Annotated in this window: 17 protein-coding genes; 8 read left to right on the forward strand and 9 right to left on the reverse strand. The window is 36.1% G+C overall.

Translation table 11 applies throughout. The features are described 5' to 3' along the window. Positions 1-71: 71 nt before the first annotated feature. On the reverse strand, positions 72-1277 hold the full coding sequence (locus AC0608_RS04545; protein WP_478288277.1) for an NAD(P)/FAD-dependent oxidoreductase: 1206 nt from the start codon (positions 1275-1277) through the stop codon (positions 72-74). A gap of 207 nt (positions 1278-1484) precedes the next feature. Next, complete coding sequence (locus tag AC0608_RS04550; protein ID WP_478288278.1) at positions 1485-2435, reverse strand: L-threonine 3-dehydrogenase; 951 nt, start codon at positions 2433-2435, stop codon at positions 1485-1487. 359 nt (positions 2436-2794) lie between these two features. On the opposite strand from AC0608_RS04550, the gene AC0608_RS04555 reads away from it, so the two are divergent. From AC0608_RS04555 to AC0608_RS04570, 4 genes are all read left to right on the forward strand, one after another. Continuing rightward, entirely contained in the window at positions 2795-3400 is a 606-nt protein-coding gene (locus AC0608_RS04555) for a hypothetical protein (RefSeq protein WP_478288279.1), read from the forward strand. Then, complete coding sequence (gene mfd / locus AC0608_RS04560) at positions 3393-6758, forward strand: transcription-repair coupling factor (protein ID WP_478288280.1); 3366 nt, start codon at positions 3393-3395, stop codon at positions 6756-6758. The genes AC0608_RS04555 and mfd overlap by 8 nt, the downstream gene beginning before the upstream one ends. 82 nt (positions 6759-6840) lie before the next feature. Continuing rightward, on the forward strand, positions 6841-7770 hold the full coding sequence (locus AC0608_RS04565) for a helix-turn-helix domain-containing protein (protein ID WP_478288281.1): 930 nt from the start codon (positions 6841-6843) through the stop codon (positions 7768-7770). A 101-nt stretch (positions 7771-7871) separates the two neighbouring features. Then, positions 7872-8639, forward strand: a complete 768-nt coding sequence (locus AC0608_RS04570; protein WP_478288282.1) for an SDR family NAD(P)-dependent oxidoreductase — start codon at positions 7872-7874, stop codon at positions 8637-8639. A 179-nt stretch (positions 8640-8818) separates the two neighbouring features. On the opposite strand, the gene AC0608_RS04575 is transcribed toward AC0608_RS04570, so the two are convergent. The 3 genes from AC0608_RS04575 to AC0608_RS04585 form a co-directional block, all read right to left on the reverse strand. Further along, a complete protein-coding gene (locus tag AC0608_RS04575; protein WP_417959116.1) occupies positions 8819-9475 on the reverse strand; it encodes an aspartate kinase in 657 nt (218 codons plus the stop codon). Positions 9476-9582: 107 nt separating this feature from the next. Next, on the reverse strand, positions 9583-9942 hold the full coding sequence (locus AC0608_RS04580) for a YraN family protein (RefSeq protein ID WP_478288283.1): 360 nt from the start codon (positions 9940-9942) through the stop codon (positions 9583-9585). Between the two features lie 68 nt (positions 9943-10010). Further along, on the reverse strand, positions 10011-10907 hold the full coding sequence (locus AC0608_RS04585) for a S66 peptidase family protein (protein ID WP_478288510.1): 897 nt from the start codon (positions 10905-10907) through the stop codon (positions 10011-10013). 267 nt (positions 10908-11174) lie between these two features. Between AC0608_RS04585 and AC0608_RS04590 the strand changes: the two genes are divergently transcribed. From AC0608_RS04590 to amaB, 3 genes are all read left to right on the forward strand, one after another. Beyond that, complete coding sequence (locus tag AC0608_RS04590) at positions 11175-12284, forward strand: endonuclease/exonuclease/phosphatase family protein (RefSeq protein ID WP_478288284.1); 1110 nt, start codon at positions 11175-11177, stop codon at positions 12282-12284. Between the two features lie 67 nt (positions 12285-12351). Next, positions 12352-12891 (forward strand): 3-hydroxyanthranilate 3,4-dioxygenase, encoded by a 540-nt coding sequence (locus tag AC0608_RS04595; RefSeq protein WP_417959119.1) that lies wholly within the window; start codon positions 12352-12354, stop codon positions 12889-12891. Between the two features lie 197 nt (positions 12892-13088). Then, a complete protein-coding gene (gene amaB, locus AC0608_RS04600) occupies positions 13089-14636 on the forward strand; it encodes an L-piperidine-6-carboxylate dehydrogenase (RefSeq protein ID WP_417989730.1) in 1548 nt (515 codons plus the stop codon). Positions 14637-14922: 286 nt separating this feature from the next. On the opposite strand, the gene AC0608_RS04605 is transcribed toward amaB, so the two are convergent. Together AC0608_RS04605 and AC0608_RS04610 are read right to left on the reverse strand one after the other, a co-directional pair. Then, complete coding sequence (locus AC0608_RS04605; protein WP_478288285.1) at positions 14923-15648, reverse strand: metallophosphoesterase family protein; 726 nt, start codon at positions 15646-15648, stop codon at positions 14923-14925. Positions 15649-16319: 671 nt separating this feature from the next. Further along, the gene (locus tag AC0608_RS04610) at positions 16320-17459 is read right to left on the reverse strand and encodes an ATP-binding protein (RefSeq protein ID WP_478288286.1); all 1140 of its coding nucleotides are present in this window, start codon (positions 17457-17459) and stop codon (positions 16320-16322) included. 111 nt (positions 17460-17570) lie between these two features. Here AC0608_RS04610 and AC0608_RS04615 point away from each other — a divergent pair, with 111 nt between their 5' ends. After that, positions 17571-18386 carry a DUF4382 domain-containing protein gene (locus tag AC0608_RS04615; protein ID WP_478288287.1) on the forward strand — a complete coding sequence of 272 codons (816 nt, stop codon included), beginning with the start codon at positions 17571-17573 and terminating at the stop codon, positions 18384-18386. 127 nt (positions 18387-18513) lie between these two features. On the opposite strand, the gene AC0608_RS04620 is transcribed toward AC0608_RS04615, so the two are convergent. Beyond that, a complete protein-coding gene (locus AC0608_RS04620; RefSeq protein ID WP_478288288.1) occupies positions 18514-19266 on the reverse strand; it encodes an SDR family NAD(P)-dependent oxidoreductase in 753 nt (250 codons plus the stop codon). A gap of 147 nt (positions 19267-19413) precedes the next feature. Further along, entirely contained in the window at positions 19414-20286 is an 873-nt protein-coding gene (locus tag AC0608_RS04625) for an aldo/keto reductase (protein ID WP_478288289.1), read from the reverse strand. Positions 20287-20300: the final 14 nt, after the last annotated feature.

Consider the following 20300-nt stretch of genomic DNA (forward strand, 5'->3'; position numbering starts at 1 on the left):
TTTTTAAAAGCCCTGAAAAGGGCTTTTTTTATGCGTTTCAATGGTGTATTTGTATGGAAAAAACAGTGTAATTACCTTCTGAATTTAAAATATTTCGCTAAGGAATGATTCCTGTTTTTCAGCATCTCTGAAACCAGTTTCATTCCAATCACTGAGAATGTGATGCCATTTCCACCAAAACCCAAAACAAAATAAGTGCTTGGGAAATTGGGATGCTTGCCAATGTAAGGTAAGCCGTCTTTAGTCTCACCAAAAGTACCAGCCCAGACAAAATCCATCCGGAAATCATAATTTGGTAAAATTTTCTGCAGATATTTTGTCAGCTTACCAGACTTGACGTTGAGTAAAGAATCCCTTTTTTTAGCATTGACAAAATCTTCATCTTCGCCACCAATAAGTAGTCTGTTATCATCCGTAGTTCGCATATAGATATATGGTTTTGCAGTATTCCAAAATAGGGTGTTGTGAAGATAGGATTGGTCGTCTTCAAATCGTTCGCCAACAATAGCATAAGTAGAAAGTAATTTCACAAAATTATCTTTAATAATTTCAGTACTTTCAAAACCGTTGCAATAGATTATTTTTTTTGCGGCAATGGTAGTTCCATATTCAGTTACAACCGTTACGCCATTTTGTTTGTATGTGACTTTTTTTATGTCGGTCTTATCGAAGATTTTTAGCCCTTTTTCGTGATTGTGCGCTAGAATATCATGCGCTAATCTAAAAGCATCAATGCTTCCGCCTTGCTCGGATAAGATTCCGCCATGTGTGTTTTTAAGTTGATACTTTTCATCAATTTCATCTGCCTCCAGCCATTTTACGGGTATTCCAATTTTTTTTCGCGCTTCAAATTCTTTTTTTAACCAACCAATATCTTTTTTTACAGCCGCATAATAAAGAGATTCTTTTTTCTTGAATCCACAATCTGATTTTACCTGTTGTACTACTTTCTTTAGATCATCAATTGAGTTATAACACGCCCAATAACAGTCAGCAGCGGCATTTTCGCCAATTAAATCCATAAGCTGGTACAACGGAACATCAATTTCGTATTGTAGCATTGATGTCGTGGCCGACGTGCTTCCGTGACCAATTTCTCGGCGGTCTATCAGCATGGTTTTGTAGCCATCTGCAATGCATTGATGAGCAATAAGGCTGCCAGTAATCCCTCCTCCTACAATAAGTATTTCTGTTTCTAAGTTTTCTCTTAAGGAAGGATAGGAGTTGATGATTCCATTTTTTACTAACCAAAAAGGTTCGCTTGATTTTAGTTTCATAGTGCTGCGGTTTAAATCAAATTTAGTAAAAAAATCTTTTAAAATATTCTTCAATAAGGGACTGCATTCTTTTAAAATTAGAAACAGATGCTGTTAGAAACGCCTTCATTTCTAGTTAAATTGCTAATTTTTGACCAAAAAAATAGGGGTTTAAAAATCAGAAACTATTCTAATTTTTAAACCCCCACCTCATTATAAAATAGAGTATTATGCTTTTTCCATACTTAAATTTTTAAGCATATCTGTAGTCATCGTCTCCAAATCAAATTCATGTTTCCATCCCCAATCTTTTCTGGCTTCAGCATCATCAATACTTGCTGGCCAACTGTCGGCTATTTTTTGACGGAAGTCAGGCTCATAAGTGATGGTAAATTCAGGAATGTGTTTTTTGATTTCGGCAGCAATCTCAGTTGGTGTAAAGCTCATGGCGGCTAAATTATACGAAGAATGAATTTTTATTTGGTCTGCCGGCGCTTGCATAATTTGGATGGTAGCAGCAATGGCATCGTCCATATACATCATTGGCATTTTAGTTTCTGAGGATAAAAAACATTCGTATGTTTTATCCGAAAGCGCTTTGTGATAGATATCTACTGCATAATCCGTGGTGCCGCCACCAGGAGGTGATGACCAGCTGATTAAGCCTGGATAACGAATGCTTCTTACATCTACACCAAAGATATTGTGGTAGTATTCGCACCATCTTTCGCCGGCTTGTTTGCTGATTCCATACACTGTTGAGGGTTCCATGATGGTGTATTGTGGCGTATTTTCTTTGGGTGTTGTTGGTCCAAAAACGGCAATGCTGGATGGCCAAAATATTTTTTTTATTTTTCCAGCTTTTGCCAAATTCAAAACATGAAACAATGAATTCATATTCAAGTCCCAAGCAAATGCAGGGTTTTTCTCGGCTGTAGCCGACAATAATGCGGCCATCAAATAGATTTCATCAATTTGGTGGATCTCTACAAGATGTTCAATCTGATTAAAATCTAGCGCATTGACCACTTCAAATGGACCTGAATTAACCACATCAGTATTCAATTTCCGAATATCCGAAGCGATTACATTTTCTGTTCCGTATATTTTTCGTAACTTTTGGGTAAGCTCCGTTCCAATTTGTCCGCAAGCGCCTATAATCAATATTTTTGTATTCATTTTTGTCTATTTAAAAAACAAAGATAACGTTTTCGTAAATACCATAATTTTAATAAAAATGATTATAAATATCATAAAATAGTGATTAAAACGAAGTTAAATTTCTTAATTATTGTTTTTTTAAATATAAAATAGGCCTCTGTAATATTAAATTATTATTCTATTTGGCGAAAGGTATTAAAGGTTTAATTTACCAGGTCAAATTTAATTGCACATTTGTGTCAGCTTTAAACAACGTATACCCTTTGAATAGCTTACTTTTTGCCTTAGCTGTTGCGCAATAGATACGTTTGATATTCTTAAGAGGTAATTCGGTATTGTGAATTTACTTCGTAACTTTGTCCTTCAATGAAATTAAAATGAAATACAATATAGCGGTTTTCTTTTCTCTTATTTTTGTTTTGCTTTCCTGTAAAAACGACAATGAAAAACGCATTGCCGAAAATAAGAAAGAGAGACAAAAAAGAGAAGTCATATTAACAAATATTCAGAAAGGTTGGGTTTTTTACGATACGCCAGTAACGGAGTCGTCAGAAAAAAGTATCGCCACTTGGAACGAATGGCGAATTTTCTTAGCTGAATTAGCTCAGAAACCCAAAAAAAATATCAGGGCTTTTCAGCAAAAATCAAAAGCTTTATCTAAAAAAGTAATGGTTTTAAATGATAATGTTCCTTTTGAATATAATAAGCCACCAATAAAAAGTAGAATTTCGACATTAATCACCAAGGTGCGATTGTTGAATTTATTCATTAATCTGGATAATATCCCTGATAAAAAAGTGACACTACTGGTTTCAGAAATCAATTTAGAACTGGTTTCCTTACAAAGACAAATGGATAAGATCACAGAAAAAAATAAAATTCCAGTTGAAGAAGGAGAATCTGAATTAAGAAGAATGATGGACACCGCAAGAGCCATTCCTAATACACCGATCATAGATCCAAATATACCACGCGTTGAGTAAAACAGCCTTATACAATACCTACGATAATTCTGCCAAAACCAAGCAAATTGTTGCTCGCTTATTAGAAAATAATCAAGTAAAAATACATTTTTCTGGATTGTTGGGTTCCGCACTTTCATTTGTAATTCGATCGGTTTTTAAGAAATCCGAACTTCCTTTTTTGATTGTTTTAAACAATAAAGAAGAAGCAGCGTATTATTTGAATGACCTCGAACAGCTGGTTGGTGAACAGGATGTTTTGTTTTATCCTGGTTCCTACCGCCGACCCTACCAAATTGAAGAAACGGATAATGCGAACGTTTTGCTTCGTGCCGAAGTCCTGAACAGAATTAATTCCCGTAAAAAACCGGCCATTATTGTCACCTATCCCGAAGCATTATTCGAAAAAGTGGTGACTCGAAAAGAATTGGATAAAAACACGTTGAAAGTATCGGTTGGTGACAAAATCTCTATTGATTTTATTAACGAAGTATTGTTCGAATATGAATTTAAAAGAGTGGATTTCATTACAGAGCCTGGAGAATTTTCGGTTCGTGGTGGAATTGTTGATGTGTTTTCTTTTTCGAATGATAATCCGTACCGAATTGAGTTTTTTGGAGACGAAGTGGAGAGTATTCGCACTTTTGATGTTGCGACCCAATTATCGATTGCACAACAGAAAAAAATTACAATAATTCCAAATGTGGAGAACAAAGTTTTTCAGGAAAATAGAGAAAGTTTCTTAGATTATATCTCAGAGAAAACAGTAATTTTCATCCAAAACACCGAAGATTTTTTATCTCAATTAGACAAACAATTTGGCAAAGCCGAGGAAGCTTTCGCAAAATTATCGCAGGAAATAAAACGAGCTACACCTGAAGAATTGTTCCTGAATCAAGCGGGGTTTATAAAAAGAGCGTTGGATTTCTCGATTATAGAATTGAGTTCGAAACCTATTTTTAGAACTACCAAAAAATTCGAATTTCACATTCAGCCGCAACCGTCTTTCAATAAACAGTTTGATTTGTTGTTGAACAATCTGAATGAAAATCATTTCAATGGGTACAAAAACTATTTGTTTTGTTCCAATGAAGCCCAAGCCAAACGATTTCATGATATTTTCGAAACATTGGACGAGGCCAATTCGGAGAATATCCGCAAGCAATATCATACCGTTGTTTTGCCGTTGTACCAAGGATTCATTGACGAAGAAAACCAAATCACTTGTTACACCGACCATCAAATTTTTGAGCGTTATCATAAATTCAGCATTAAAAATGGCTATTCTAAAAAACAGAATATTACCTTAAAAGAGCTGACAACCTTATCCGTAGGGGATTATGTGACACACATCGATCACGGGATTGGGCGTTTTGGAGGGTTACAAAAAATACAAGTCGAAGGCAAAACACAAGAAGCCATCAAGCTCGTGTATGCCGATAATGACATTGTGTATGTGAGTATTCATTCGCTACACAAAATTTCAAAATACAACGGAAAAGATGGAACGCCACCCAAAATTTATAAATTGGGTTCGAACGCCTGGAAGATTCTAAAACAAAAAACCAAGGCCCGCGTCAAACACATTGCATTCAATTTGATCCAACTGTATGCCAAGCGACGACTCGAAAAAGGATACCAGTTTGCGCCGGACAGTTATTTGCAAAACGAACTGGAAAGTTCCTTTATTTACGAGGATACGCCGGACCAAACCAAATCAACGGCAGAAGTAAAAGCGGATATGGAAAGCGACCGCCCAATGGACCGCTTGGTTTGTGGTGATGTGGGTTTTGGTAAAACCGAAGTCGCTATTCGTGCGGCTTTCAAAGCAGTCGATAACAGCAAACAAGTTGCAATTCTGGTTCCTACAACTATTTTGGCATACCAGCATTATAGAACTTTTACGGAACGATTGAAAGACATGCCGGTTTCTGTGGGGTATTTAAACCGTTTTAGAACGGCCAAACAAAAAGCGGAAACACTAAAATTATTGGCCGAAGGAAAACTGGATATTGTAATCGGAACACACCAACTAGTAAACAAAAATGTAGTTTTCAAAGACTTGGGATTGTTGATTGTGGATGAGGAGCAAAAATTTGGTGTCAACGTAAAAGACAAACTCAAAACCATTGCAGCCAATGTAGATACGCTAACATTGACCGCAACACCTATACCGAGAACGTTGCAGTTCTCGCTAATGGCTGCACGCGATTTATCCGTAATTACAACACCTCCACCAAACAGATATCCTATCGAAACGAATGTAGTTGGTTTTAGTGAAGAGTTGATTCGGGATGCGATTTCGTATGAAATTCAGCGCAACGGTCAGGTTTTCTTTATCAATAACCGTATCGAAAATATTAAGGAAGTGGCTGGAATGATTCAGCGTTTGGTGCCCAATGCCAAAGTAGGAATTGGTCACGGCCAAATGGAAGGACGAAAACTGGAAGAATTGATGTTGGCTTTCATGAACGGAGAATTTGATGTTTTGGTGGCGACCACCATTATCGAAAGTGGTTTGGACGTTCCCAATGCGAATACGATTTTCATCAATAATGCGAATAATTTTGGATTATCTGATTTGCATCAAATGCGCGGTCGGGTAGGGCGTAGCAACAAGAAAGCGTTTTGCTATTTTATCTGTCCGCCGTATTCCGCCATGACCGATGATGCGAGGAAAAGAATCCAGGCTTTGGAACAATTCAGCGAATTGGGAAGTGGATTTAACATTGCCATGAAAGATTTAGAGATTCGGGGTGCCGGTGATTTATTGGGAGGCGAACAAAGTGGTTTTATCAATGAAATTGGTTTTGATACGTATCAAAAAATTATGAACGAGGCTATTGATGAATTGAAAGAAAATGAATTCAAGGATTTGTATCCGGAAGAAAATAATTTGGAAACCAAAGAATACGTGAAAGACCTGCAAATCGACACCGATTTTGAGTTGTTGTTTTCGGATGAATACATTAATAATGTTTCGGAACGATTGAGTTTGTACAATGAATTGGGTACTGTGAAAAACGAAGAAGAACTGATTGTTTTCCAGAATAAATTGATTGACCGTTTTGGTCCTTTGCCACCACGAGCTAATGCGTTAATGAATAGTATTCGTATCAAGTGGATTGCTACCCGTATTGGAATCGAGAAACTGGTGATGAAACAAGGTAAGATGATTGGGTATTTTATTTCAGATCAACAATCGGATTATTACCAGTCAAAGCGTTTCCAGGATGTTTTGCAGTTTGTGCAAAAACACAGTTCTATTTGTAAAATGAAAGAAAAACAAACGCCAGCTGGTTTGCGATTATTGTTAACTTTTGACAATGTGAAGAATACTAGAACTGCTTTGGAATTGATGGAGATGTTAGGGAAGTAGCTTTTGAAATAAAAGCTTCCACTATCTAAATTCGGAAAGTTTTATAAAATTTGTATATTTGATTTTTACAAATTTATTCTCGATGAAACTAAAATCAATTGACCAGTTCTACCAAGAAATCTCTGGAGACTCCGGTACAGAACCGAGTACATTATTGCCCAATGGAATCCAAAAAGAAATTGGTCATTTCAATGTTTTCAACATCAAAGAATTGTACGAAAGACTAAAGGATAAGTCTTTTATGCCTTATGACCGGAGAGCGTATTATAAGATAAGCTTGATCCGAGGAAAAAACAGAGCGGAATATGCGGATAAAGTAATTGATATTGAAAAGAATGCTCTTTTATTTGCTACGCCAAAAATCCCCTATCATTATGTTCCTCAGGACACGAAGCAGTCCGGAAATTTTTGTGTTTTTACTAGCGAATTTCTAACTAAAGATAAAAGCGGAATTGAGCTAGACGAACTCCCTATCTTTAAATCAGACGGTTATCCTGTTTTTGAGCTTTCTGATGAGGATGCCGAAGAAATTGATTTGATATTCAAAAAGATACATAAAGAAATTAACTCTGATTATGTGTATAAATACGATTTGATTCGGAATTATGTGGCGGAGTTAATACACTTTGGACAGAAACTACAACCTGTAACAGCCTTATATTCTAAACACAATTCGGCAGCTAGGGTTTCGTCTTTATTTGCGGAGTTACTCGAAAGACAATTCCCCATTGAGTCGCCTCGACAACGATTGGAATTGAAATCTGCCAAAGATTTTGCCGCTCGATTGTCTATTCATGTTAATCATTTGAATAAAGTTTTAAAAGAGAATACAGGTAAAACTACCACCGAGTTAATCAGTAATCGATTGACCAAAGAAGCTAAAATTCTTTTAAAAGAAACCGATTGGAATATTTCGGAAATTGCGTATTCACTTGGTTTCGAAGAATTGGCTCATTTTTCTAATTTTTTCAAAAAGCAAACAACTTTGACACCTCTCTCTTTTCGGATGTGAAGAGATTGATTTGAATTTTGCAAACTCTGGATTGATATTTACAATTGACAAGCTTTGCCTCTAAATTAATTTTGTGGTATTAATTAAAAACTATAATAAACATGGAAATCAAGAACAATAAAATCGCATTAGTTACCGGAGGAAGCCGAGGTTTAGGAAAAGATATGGCTTTAAAACTCGCCCAAAAAGGGCTTGACGTAATAGTATCCTACAAGAGTAAACAAGCAGAAGCAGAAGCCGTAGTAAAAGAAATTGAAAAGTTGGGGCAAAAAGCTGTAGCCCTTCAATTAAATGTCGCTGATGTGGCTAGTTTTGATTTGTTTTTTCAAAATGTTGTAACCGCTATGAAAGGTACTTTTGGTACTGATAAATTCGACTTTTTAATTAATAATGCGGGTGTTAGTCTTCATGAAAGTTTTGCAACAACTACTACAGCTCAATTTGATGATTTGGTAAACATTCAATTCAAAGGGCCTTTTTTCTTGACTCAAAAAGCATTAAAAATAATGAATGATGGTGGTGGGGTTGTAAATATTTCATCAGGATTGACCCGTTTTTCATTTCCAGGATACTCAACTTATGCGAGTATGAAGGGAGCAATGGAAACATTGACTAAATACCAAGCGAAAGAATTGGGCGAAAGAAAAATTAGAGTCAATATAATAGCGCCAGGTGCTATTGAAACAGACTTTGGTGGCGGTGCGGTTCGTGATAATCAGCAGCTAAATCAATATATTACTTCGTTGACAGCTTTAGGAAGAGTAGGTCTGCCAGAAGATATAGGTAGTGTAGTGGCCTTTTTGTGTACAGAGGATTCAAGATGGGTGAATGGACAACGTATAGAAGTTTCAGGCGGAATGAATTTGTAATTAAATTTCCCTAAATAAAAAGGGCTTAGTTTATTGAAAACTAGACCCTTTTTATTTTAGGAAATAGGTTTTTGAACTTCAAGTCCAACGAACTTTTTTCTTTGATGTTTATTGCAATGGTTTTGCCTTGAGCTATGTGTTTTTAATTAGAAAAGTAATAGGTTAGAGAATCAGATTTTTTAATTCTTAAGATCCTTAATAACTTTGAAAGCCACATCCACTTGCTCTTCACTCACTAAAATAGTGAATTCGTTTGAAGTCGAAATTACTTCGTTAATGATAATTCCTTCCCAGGCCAAACGTTGAAAAATAAAATAGTAAATCCCAGGAACAACAATATTTTCTTTAGGTAATTTCACCGTAATCGAAGCAAGGTTGTCTAGTTTTTGAATCAATTTTTCATTAGCAAAATGTTTGTCCACCAGATGATTAATACTATTGCTTACTACGATGTTAGTTTCATTCACTCCTCGGGATGAAGTATAGAAAATATCCGGAAAAGAATTAATGTCAGTAATTAAATCGGCTTGTTTGTTTAAAACAGTGTCAGAAGCGGCAAAGGTATAATCAGTCAATGCAGAACGAACGGTGATTTCACCAATGTTTTTTATGACTTTATTGATTTTGTGATTTAACCTGAAGTCTAATTCTTCGGTTAGTCTTTTTAAAGCCATAACAACCGCACCTTGTTTCACTTCCTTTCCAAATTCACTTTCTAATTCGGTCATTATGTTTCGGGATAATGAAGTCAAATTAATTATGCCTAATGATAAAGCATTCAACAAAAAAGGCTTTGTTTTAATGTAATTTTCTACAATAGAAGAAACAGTTTTCATAAGTAAATATTTGAGTGGTTGTAGTCGTACGCGTAGTTAGTGTGTAAATATGACACAAATATAAATAAAAAACAATTTGTTACAAATATAACATCGATAAAAAGCAATTAAAAATAATAAAAAGCATCTATAATATGCTCAATTACAAAAGATTTCTCTTCCTTATGAACTGCAATAATGTCAAAACGGACTTCAATATCTAAATTTCTTTGGGTAACAAACGCGTCGACTGCTTTTACAAGAAGCTGAATTTTTTTAGGCTTCACAAAATCCTGTGGCAATCCAAACTCAATTGAGGAGCGGGTTTTAACCTCAACAACAGCAAGTATATTTTCTTTTTGGGCCAGAATGTCAATTTCGGCCTTCTGGAAAGTCCAGTTGGTTTCGATAATTGTGTAGCCGTCTTTCTTTAAAAATTCGACTGCCATTTCTTCTCCCTGTTTTCCAAGTTCATTGTGTTCTGCCATTGAAAAATTTTGTTTTAAGTTTAAGATTTCAAGTTTTTAAACGTCTGCAATCAAAAATAAAATTGCCTCTATTCAAAAACCAGCGTACTGCATTTTTCATTGACATTAATAGTGACATTATTCCCTAAAATCAGGGCTCTATTGTCTTGAATATGACCAGCTGGAAAATTATACAAGATAGGAATAGTGTATTTTTTGGTAACATCCTCGATAATCTCAATGGCGTTTTTCCCCCATGGAATGTCATTGTCTTTCATTTTTGTCATGGAACCCACAACAATGCCTTTGATGCTTTCCAGGCAGCCATTTCGTCTTAAATTCATCATCATACGGTCAATGTGATACAAGTATTCGTCTAAATCTTCTATAAACAAGATTTTATCAACGCAGTCAATCGCGGATGGTGAGCCCAACAAACTGTACAAAATGGATAAATTCCCACCCACCAATTCTCCGGTAGCGCTACCGGGTCTGTTCATGGAGAATGAATCAATTTCGTATGATAATTTTTCACCAAATAAGGCAATTCTCAGGGTTTCGATGGCTTGAGGAGTTGCTCTAGGAGCAGTTATCGGCATGATTGCATGAATGGATTTGTAACCCATAGTATTCAAATGATTGTGTAAAACGGTGACATCACTAAAGCCAACGATCCATTTCGGATTTTTTTTGAATGCAGTAAAATCCAGTAAGTCAATCATTCTGACGGTACCATAACCACCCTTTACACACCAAATAGCTTTGATATTTGGGTTGTCTAGTTGTTGCTGAAAATCGGCTGCGCGCTGTTCGTCAGTTCCGGCTAATTGATTGTTGTCTAAACCGATGGTGCTACCAATAACAACTTCAAGTCCCCAGCTGTGTAACAGATCGATGGCGGGTTTTAGGTTATCATCCGTATTTTTACGAGCTGTTGCTAAAATAGCTACGGTATCTCCTTTTTGTAAACGTGGTGGTGTGATCATTTGTGATTGGGCTTGACTGTTGAAAGATTGTAAAACAAAAATAAAGAATAGAAATTGATATAAAACAGGATAGCGTAGTATAAAAGTAAATCGGTTTGCAGTCATGTTGTATTGTTTTCTAAAATAATTGGAATCATGGGGTCTTGAAAAGACAAAAACAAAGATAGACAATTAGAAAATAATTTTAAGTTTACCATCAAATGACTATTTTTACAATAAACAGATCCTAAAACGAATCAGATCAACGACTGGAAATAAATGATACTTATGAGAATTACGTTCTGGATTCCGATTCTATTTTTATTTCTTCCAAGTGTAAAATCCAATGCACAACAAAAAAAATATGTCATTCATACTGTCGCATTTTATAATTTCGAGAATCTTTTTGACACCATAAATGACCCTGCCACTTTTGATGAAGAATGGACTCCAAAGGGTTTACAGCGTTGGACATTTAATAAATATGAAAAAAAATTAGGGAACTTAGCGCGCGTTTTAGCTGAAATAGGGTCAGGTGAAAATACCGATTCGCCCACATTTATTGGGGGATGCGAAATAGAAAACAGAGGCGTTCTGGAAGATTTAGTCAAGCAACCTAAACTGATCGAGAAAGATTACGGAATCATCCATTTTGATTCGCCTGACAAAAGAGGTATCGATGTGGCGCTCTTATATCAAAAAAAGAAGTTCCAACCTACAAGTTATAGCACAATTCCGCTTTACATTTATAAGGAAGGAGGTAATACAAATGAAAGTTCTAAAGTAAATTTAGAGGAAAAAACAGATGATGAATTGCAAATTAGCACCAAAAATTATCGGGTTTATACCCGAGATCAATTGTTGGCAACAGGCTTTCTGGACGGCGAGGAAATTAATATTATTGTCAATCACTGGCCATCTCGTTCCGGTGGCGAGAAAAAATCGAGCCCGTTCCGCGAAGCCGCAGGAGTATTAAACCGAAAAATAATCGATTCGTTGCAACGCATAAATTCAAATGCAAAATTGATCATTTTGGGCGATTTGAATGACGGTCCATATAATAAAAGTGTCAAAATTGGGCTTGGCGCCAAAGCAAAAAAGACGGAAGTACTTCCTTTTGGGATTTACAATCCATTCGAAGAAATGGCCAAGAAAGGATTTGGAACTATCGCATTTCGGGATGCATGGGATGTTTTTGACCAGATAATGGTTTCTGAAACCTTACTGCAATCCGATTATACGAGTTTTCGATATTGGAAAGCCGGAATTTACAACAAATCGTTTTTGATACAAACCAGCGGACAATACAAAGGCTATCCGTTGCGACATTCCACCACCGAAATAGGATTTAGCGACCATTTTCCAGTATATATTTATTTAATTAAGGAAAAAATATAAACAGGATTAAATGCATTGTAGGGAATTTAAACCTATTTCATAACTTTACATTCAAAAATTAGAAAAAATGGCAATAGCAAAACCTTTCAACCTCAATAAATGGATTGATGAAAACCGTCATCTTCTTAAACCGCCTGTGGGTAACAAAAATTTATATGCTCAATCAGGGGATTATATCGTGATGGTTGTTGCCGGTCCAAACGCCCGAAAAGACTACCATTACAACGAAACCGAAGAATTGTTTTACCAGCTCGAAGGCTCGATCAAAATAATTATTCAAGAAGATGGCGAGCGCAAAGAAATGGAATTACATCCGGGCGATATGTACCTGCATCCTGCTAAAACGCCACATTCTCCGGTGCGTTCCCAAGGTTCTATAGGACTTGTCATCGAACGAAAAAGAGCTGGACAAGGATTCACGGACGGATTGCTTTGGTTTTGTGATTCTTGTAATCACAAACTGCACGAAGTCTATTTTGAACTGCATAATATTGAGAAAGATTTCTTGCCTCATTTTGAACATTTCTATAATTCAGAACACTTGAGAACCTGCGAAAAATGTAGAACCATAATGGAAACCGACCCTAGATTTGTTGCCCAAAAATAATTTAATGCTGAATTTATTTTACGATCAGGAGCCTATCCCGCTATACGTTCTATCTTTTACGGCTTAAAGAAAGCCACAAAAGGATGCCACTTTTATCGGGGCTAAAAAGCGTAAAATAAAAGGAGCAATGTTTAGTATTTCCCGTTAAATCAATATATTTGTAAAAAAATATAACAATTTTTAATAAATAAGTTACAATGATAACAATAGCAGATCAATTCGGAATCAAAGAAGCCCTCAAGCAATTAGGGATTGAAGCCATAAACGAAGGAACATCAACTGGAGCAGCTAATTTTGCCAACGGAAAAATCATCGAAAGTTATTCACCAGCAGATGGAACTTTAATTGGAAAAGTAAAAACATCTTCTAAAGAGGATTATGAAACTGCTATGCAAAAAGCATCGGAAGCTTTTCTAGAATGGCGCATGGTTCCCGCTCCTAAAAGAGGGGATATCGTTCGTCAGATGGGAGATGAATTAAGAAAATTCAAAGAACCTCTTGGAAAACTAGTTTCCTATGAAATGGGGAAAAGTCTTCAAGAAGGATATGGTGAAGTGCAGGAAATGATTGATATCTGTGATTTTGCGGTGGGATTATCCCGCCAATTGTACGGGTTAACCATGCACTCTGAACGCCCTTTACACAGAATGTACGAGCAATACCATCCAATAGGAACCGTCGGAATCATTTCAGCATTTAATTTTCCGGTAGCAGTGTGGAGTTGGAACGCAATGATTGCTTGGGTTTGTGGTGATGTCGCGATTTGGAAACCAAGTTCAAAAGTGCCTTTATGTGGAGTGGCTTGTCAAAATATTATCAAAACAGTTTTAAAAAGAAATAACGTTCCAGAAGGCGTAAGCTGTTTGGTAACTGGAAACGAATCCGGGGATTTAATCAATAATGATAAACGAATTTCGTTAGTTTCATTTACCGGATCAACAAGAATAGGACGTCACGTGTCAAAAACCGTTGCAGAGCGTTTTGGAAATACCATCCTTGAATTAGGAGGAAACAATGCTATTATCGTTTCGGAACATGCGGATATCAGTATGGTACTGGTGGGAGCCGTTTTTGGAGCGGTAGGAACAGCAGGACAACGTTGCACTTCAACCAGACGTTTAATCATTCACGAAAGTGTGTATGACAAAACCATAAGCGTATTGAAAAATGCGTACGGTCAATTGCAAATCGGAAATCCATTGGATGAGAATAATCACGTTGGACCGCTTATAGATAAAGGTGCTGTTCAAGATTATCTAACTGCGATTGAAAGTGCCAAAAAAGAAGGTGGAAAAATCATCGTTGAAGGCGGATTGGTTGAAGGTGTAGGATATGAAAGTGGTTGCTATGTGAGACCCTGTATTATTGAAGCTGAGAATCATTTTGACATCGTTCAAACAGAAACGTTTGCGCCTATTTTATATGTAATGAAATACAGCACGATTGAAGAAGCGATTGCGTTGCAAAACGGAGTGCCACAAGGACTTTCGTCCTCTATTTTTACCAATAGCATGCGAGAAATGGAATTGTTCCTATCTCAATCCGGTTCTGATTGTGGAATTGCCAATGTAAATATTGGGACATCCGGAGCAGAAATAGGGGGCGCTTTTGGAGGTGAAAAAGAAACTGGTGGTGGACGTGAATCTGGTTCTGATGCTTGGAAAGCCTACATGAGAAGACAAACCAATACCATTAATTACGGAACACAATTGCCATTGGCACAAGGAATCAAATTTGATTTGTAGTAACAAATTATAACATATTAAAAAAGGCAATTTGAAAATATCAAATTGCCTTTTTTAGTATTAAAATTCCTTGGAAACGTAGTAAAAAAACATCATGGCCTTTGTAAGGCAATCTAACCCGTGGTACACATTGAAAAACGGAATCTTTTCTACAGCAATAACAAAATTAAAAATGTTCCAACAAATATAGTAGACTTAGACTATTTTTTATTTTTTAAAGTATTTACAAGTGTCAGTGTAACAGTGAAAGATCGCTTTATTGCACAGGTTAAAGAAAATAGGACATCTAATTTCTTCCTTTCTCGTCAAAATACAATTGGTTCAAAGGTTCGCTTTGCCAGAATTCCTTACTGTCAACATCCATAATAGTCAGCGGTCCCTTGAAAGCCGCTCCGGTATCTACATTCCAAATATTTGCCTTTTGAATTGGGGTTGTTTCGCCTATTCGCGTAACGGGCGTGTGACCAATATAAATTTCGTTGTATAAGGTAAAGCGCTTTGGGTAGAAAATGTCATCTGTTTTCATGGTTTTATTTAATGCCAAAGCCGTTTCCCATAAGGTTCTGTCCCAATAGAAAAGTCCGGGAAAATATTCAAAATCGACACCGTTCATATTGGTGAAGCCAGCATGAACAAACAGACGACTTTGATCGTCCAGATAAAAATTTTCTAGCGATTGTAGAAATTCAATATGCTTTTTCTTGGTTTCTAAACTAACAGTTTCATAAGCCAAAACAGTTGCTTCGCCCCCATGTTTGTACCACAACAAATTGTCTTTGCTTTCGTCAAGCCATTCCAGCAATAAATCATCATGATTTCCGCGAATACAAACACAGTTCTGTTTGGTTTTCAAATCAATAATAAAATCAAGTACCTGAGGGGATTGGCTCCAGCCGTCAACGTAATCACCCAGAAAAATCAGGGTGTCATTTTTAGTAACGTTGGCTCTCTCCATAATTTGGTGTAGTGCGCGCAACCCACCGTGGATATCGCCTATAACAAGTGTTCTCATGTATGCTTTGTTCTTTTATTAATATAAAAATAACAGAAAAGGGGGTGTTATTTTTCAAGTTATAAAATTAGGTAAAAGAGTACTGAACTACGCTTTTTTAACTAAATAAAAAGGTGTTCTATTTTAAAGGGTCTTATTTTACTAAAATTGAAACTAAAAACGCATTAACAGAAAGCTAAAATATCACTGTTTTTAGTGATTGTTTTATTTGATTTTTCAATTTAGTTTTACAAAACTAAAATTATTTTCCAATGGATGCAATCTTCGCACTATCGCTGCTGTTAGCTAAAATAATCTGTCAAGTTTTAAAGGAATTGTTGAGTTTGATTTAGCATCTATAATGAAATATTTCAAGTCATTCTTAATTTGTCTGACAAACGCTTAAAACCAAGAGGAAGGGATTGTTTTTATCTCTTTCGGTTACCTGTGTTTCCAAAAAAAAACAACAAATACCCAAGAATTTGAGATCAAGTTTGATAGTGCTATTCAGTGTAAATTTCTAAAAATAGATGCAGTCAATAGTGTTTTTTATGTACTTATTACAAATGATGTAATTTGAATCAAGAATAGGTCCTCGTTAATCCCGTTTTCTGAAAATAATCCATTCGAAAATACAATACATACTGATATATTGCTTTTTTCACTGGATAAATTTTTGTGTATAGATGTAATTATTGTACATCATATTTCATTTTTCTTAAAATTCGCAAGGCTTCTTTAAAAGACAAATACACTTGGGCAAAGGGTTTCAAAAGCAGCTTGGCGTCAATCAATTTTTGTTTGGCTTCATCAAAACCGTTGAGGTAGCAAATCATGAAGGTAGAAGGCAGGTTTTCTAAATCTTTGTGTTCCCGCTCGGATAACGAAAGTCCTTTTTGGAGTTTATTTAACAAAGCATTATTGGCATTGTAAATATGGAACAGCATTTTTTTGTTGAATTCCGGTGGCTGAAACAGTATTTCTCTTTCTATTTTGTAATACCCATTGTCATGAAAATGAATCGTTTGTTTTTCTAAAGGATAGTAGCTCGTTTTATCATTCAAGCCTAACGGAACGTATTCAATAATGGTAAAAGTGTCTTCATCGAAAGTGATTTCAACTACATCCTGAGCCGAATAGAATAACTTGATTTGTTCGTTTATAAGTTCAATATCTACGCGGGAAAGATAGGTTTTTTCACGGGATTTCTTGGCAATTCCTGCCCAGCAAATCACGAATAACTCTTTGAATACTTTGTACTTTGGCGCCATATCCTTGTGCCTGAAATTCATGAAATCGATCACGCCATCGAGTGTATATTCAATGCTATTTCTAGAATTATTCTCGATGCCAATTACGGTTTCCATATTCTGGTAATTCTTTTCGATTTCTCCATCAATTGGCATCGTATTACTGCCTCGCCGTATAAAAACACTTTGAGCAGGAATTGTATGAATTCCTTTTTTGAAGTGGGAAGTCTTGCTTTTTGGCTTGACCGTTACTAGGCCAATAACTTTATCTTTTGGCAAATTGGGAAAAGGGACATTCTCGTACTGAATTTTGGGAGGATTTTCGAGGTATGCATTCACTAAATTCTGAATCCTACTGTCGTCAAAAAAGTCATCACCCACAATAGTGTTATCTTGATCTTCGACACCCACAACAATATAAGAATTGTTCGAAGGATTTGAATTGGACAGCGCACAAATGTGTTTCAGAAACTTAGCTTTACCCTCCCGTGTATGCAAATTCAACTGGCGCTTTTTATCATAAAAACTACTCTCATCATTGTGAGCGAGCAGGTTTTTAATAAGAATGCGTTTATTGATCATTTGATTATTAATGATGTGACATGATGGTAAGAAAATCACATTTTATTTTTATTATGTAATTTATATACTTTTTTGGCGTTGTTAATATACTAATTTTAATAATTGAAAAATATGAAAAGCATTAAATTTTACCTAGCTGGGTTTTTAGCTATGGCTTCAATGGGATTGTTTCTCACAGGATGCGACAGTAACAATGATGTATCAGGAACATCAAATATTAAGGTTAGAATGGCAGATGCGCCGGGAGATTATCAGTCTGTATTTGTAGATGTCAAAGACGTTTTGATAAAAAACTCCGATGATACTGATGATAGCAAAGGTTGGGTTAGCATAGGGAGCATAACTCCAGGAATATATGATCTGCTGAAGTTAACTGGTGGGGTAAATGTATTATTGGCTGACAATACTGTTCCATCTGGATACTTGGGGCAAATGCGATTGCTTTTGGGAGATAGAAATACGGTTGTTAAAAACGGTATGACATACGATTTGAAAACTCCAAGTGCTCAACAATCGGGATTAAAACTAAAAATTAAGCAAGACCTTGTTGCTGGTGCGACCTACGAGTTTATGTTAGATTTTGACGTGAAGAACTCTGTTGTTGTTCAAGCCGGATCTTCAGGAAATTATAATCTGCACCCAGTTATCAGAGTATCGACTACGGCAACATCAGGTGTGATAAAAGGAACTGTAAGTATAGTTCCGGCAGGTGCTACAGATTTAGCAGCATCCGTTAAAGTTGGTGACATAACGGTTTCTGCTTTTGCAAACGAGCAGGGAATGTTTCAATTAAATGGTATTCCTGCAGGGACTTATGATGTGAAACTAACTTATAGAGTGGCAAATGTGGAGTATATGAAAACGGTTTCTGCTGTTGTAGTAATTAATGGCAAAGTAACTGATATGGGCGCTACGCCATTACCCTAAGCTGTAGTTAAATAATATTTTAATAAAAAAAGCAGCTGTCTGACAGCTGCTTTTATCTTTTTATTAATTTCGCGTTGTTCTAAGTATTTTTCGATTCCATTAATGAGATTCCTAAGAGGCTATAAAATTAATTTTTTTTCACAATTGTTGATGATGCTTGAGCAGTACACATTACTACTAAGTCAGCAATATTGATGTGATAGGGCCTAGAAACCACAAAATGGATGATATCAGCAATATCCTCTGCTTGCAAAACGTCAAAACCTTTATATATATTTGCAGCTCTGTCCGTATCTCCTTTAAAACGCACTTCGCTAAACTCCGTTTGTACCATTCCGGGATTAATGGCACCTACTCGAATTCCATAAGGATTCAAGTCCATTCGCATCGCTTGATTCAAGGCATCAACAGCATGTTTAGAGGCGCAATAGACATTCCCATTTGGATATACTTCTTTCCCGGCAATGGAACCAATGTTGATGATGTGACCTGATTTTCGTTCGATCATTTGCGGGATTATGGCTTTCGAAACATATAATAGCCCTTTTACATTGATATCAATCATCGCATCCCAATCGTCTAAATCTCCAGATTGTATGGGCTCTAACCCGTGTGCGTTGCCGGCATTATTAATTAAGACATCAATTTTAGAAAAGGCTTCCGGCAAGGAATTGATGCTTTCAAATACAGCGTTTTTATCGCGAACATCAAAGGATAAAGTATGGACTTCTGTAACTTCCCGAAGTTCTTTTTCTAGGGCTGATAATCGGTCTTGGCGGCGGCCGCAAAGAATAATTTTATAATTATTTTTAGCTAATATTTGTGCTGTTGCTTTACCAATTCCGCTGGTGGCACCAGTTATTAAGGCTGTTTTATTCATGTGTTCTATTGTATTATATTTAGGATTAATGTCTCATAAAAACATTAAATACGATAAATTTATTTTTTCTAATTTTGATGTATAGAAAAGATTTAGCAGTTGTTGCATCTAAAATTTTGGACTGAACACGGGGCCTGAAATGTAATTTTAAGCGACATTATTCCCCATGCTTTCTGACCAAATGGCAAACCAGTCTTCGTGCTCCAATTCTAACTCAACAGCTTTCATCAGGGATTGAATTCGGGCAACATTTACCGTTCCGGCAATAGGAATCACTTGAGCTGGGTGTTTCAGAATCCAGGAAAGTAAAATGGTATCAGAACCTAAATGGTATTTTGAAACTAAGGTTGCTAAAAGTTTTTTTAAACGTCTAGTTTGTGGAATATCCTGTCTAAAAATGATGCCAAGCGGGTTCCACGACATGGGACGGATGTTGTTGGCTTGCATGTAATCAAAACTTCCGTCAACCATAGGTTCGAAGTTAGTAGCTGAGAATTGGACTTGATTGTATAAAATTGTTGTTTTCTGACGAATCAATTCTGTTTGTGTTGCAGTAAAATTAGAGAGCCCAAAATCGATAATTTTTCCATCTGATTTTAGTTTTAAAACGGCTTCGGCAATTTCATCGGCTTGCATCAAAGGACTTGGCCTGTGAAGTAAAAGAACATCCAAATAATCAGTTTGTAAATTTTTCAAGGAATTCTCAACAGACCAGATGATGTAATCTTTTGAATATTCATAATGTTTTATAGTATTGATGCGGTTTTCCGTAACCATTTGAATGCCACATTTCGAGATCAATTGCAATTTTTCTCTGTCAATTTTACTCGAGGCAAAGGCTTTTCCAAAATCAGATTCGGTGGTGTAATCTCCATATATATCGGCATGATCGAAAGTGGTAATTTTATTCTCTAAGCACACATTAATCATGTTTTCCATTTCTTTAGTATTGAGATTTTTATCCCAAATACCCCAATTCATTACACCCGCTACAACAGGCGATAATTCTGTTTTATTCATTGTTTTTATTTTTT

This window comes from Flavobacterium sp. GNP008, assembly GCF_056428965.1.

What these genes read in the sequence shown, in the direction of transcription:
- AC0608_RS04610 (WP_478288286.1), bottom strand. Translation starts at nt 17,459, where the DNA reads ATGATCAATAAACGCATTCTTATTAAAAACCTGCTCGCTCACAATGAT.
- AC0608_RS04555 (WP_478288279.1), top strand. Translation starts at nt 2,795, where the DNA reads ATGAAATACAATATAGCGGTTTTCTTTTCTCTTATTTTTGTTTTGCTT.
- AC0608_RS04575 (WP_417959116.1), bottom strand. Translation starts at nt 9,475, where the DNA reads ATGAAAACTGTTTCTTCTATTGTAGAAAATTACATTAAAACAAAGCCT.
- amaB (WP_417989730.1), top strand. Translation starts at nt 13,089, where the DNA reads ATGATAACAATAGCAGATCAATTCGGAATCAAAGAAGCCCTCAAGCAA.
- AC0608_RS04595 (WP_417959119.1), top strand. Translation starts at nt 12,352, where the DNA reads ATGGCAATAGCAAAACCTTTCAACCTCAATAAATGGATTGATGAAAAC.
- AC0608_RS04590 (WP_478288284.1), top strand. Translation starts at nt 11,175, where the DNA reads ATGAGAATTACGTTCTGGATTCCGATTCTATTTTTATTTCTTCCAAGT.
- AC0608_RS04580 (WP_478288283.1), bottom strand. Translation starts at nt 9,942, where the DNA reads ATGGCAGAACACAATGAACTTGGAAAACAGGGAGAAGAAATGGCAGTC.
- AC0608_RS04570 (WP_478288282.1), top strand. Translation starts at nt 7,872, where the DNA reads ATGGAAATCAAGAACAATAAAATCGCATTAGTTACCGGAGGAAGCCGA.
- AC0608_RS04615 (WP_478288287.1), top strand. Translation starts at nt 17,571, where the DNA reads ATGAAAAGCATTAAATTTTACCTAGCTGGGTTTTTAGCTATGGCTTCA.
- AC0608_RS04545 (WP_478288277.1), bottom strand. Translation starts at nt 1,277, where the DNA reads ATGAAACTAAAATCAAGCGAACCTTTTTGGTTAGTAAAAAATGGAATC.
- AC0608_RS04625 (WP_478288289.1), bottom strand. Translation starts at nt 20,286, where the DNA reads ATGAATAAAACAGAATTATCGCCTGTTGTAGCGGGTGTAATGAATTGG.
- AC0608_RS04620 (WP_478288288.1), bottom strand. Translation starts at nt 19,266, where the DNA reads ATGAATAAAACAGCCTTAATAACTGGTGCCACCAGCGGAATTGGTAAA.
- AC0608_RS04585 (WP_478288510.1), bottom strand. Translation starts at nt 10,907, where the DNA reads ATGATCACACCACCACGTTTACAAAAAGGAGATACCGTAGCTATTTTA.
- AC0608_RS04550 (WP_478288278.1), bottom strand. Translation starts at nt 2,435, where the DNA reads ATGAATACAAAAATATTGATTATAGGCGCTTGCGGACAAATTGGAACG.
- AC0608_RS04565 (WP_478288281.1), top strand. Translation starts at nt 6,841, where the DNA reads ATGAAACTAAAATCAATTGACCAGTTCTACCAAGAAATCTCTGGAGAC.
- AC0608_RS04605 (WP_478288285.1), bottom strand. Translation starts at nt 15,648, where the DNA reads ATGAGAACACTTGTTATAGGCGATATCCACGGTGGGTTGCGCGCACTA.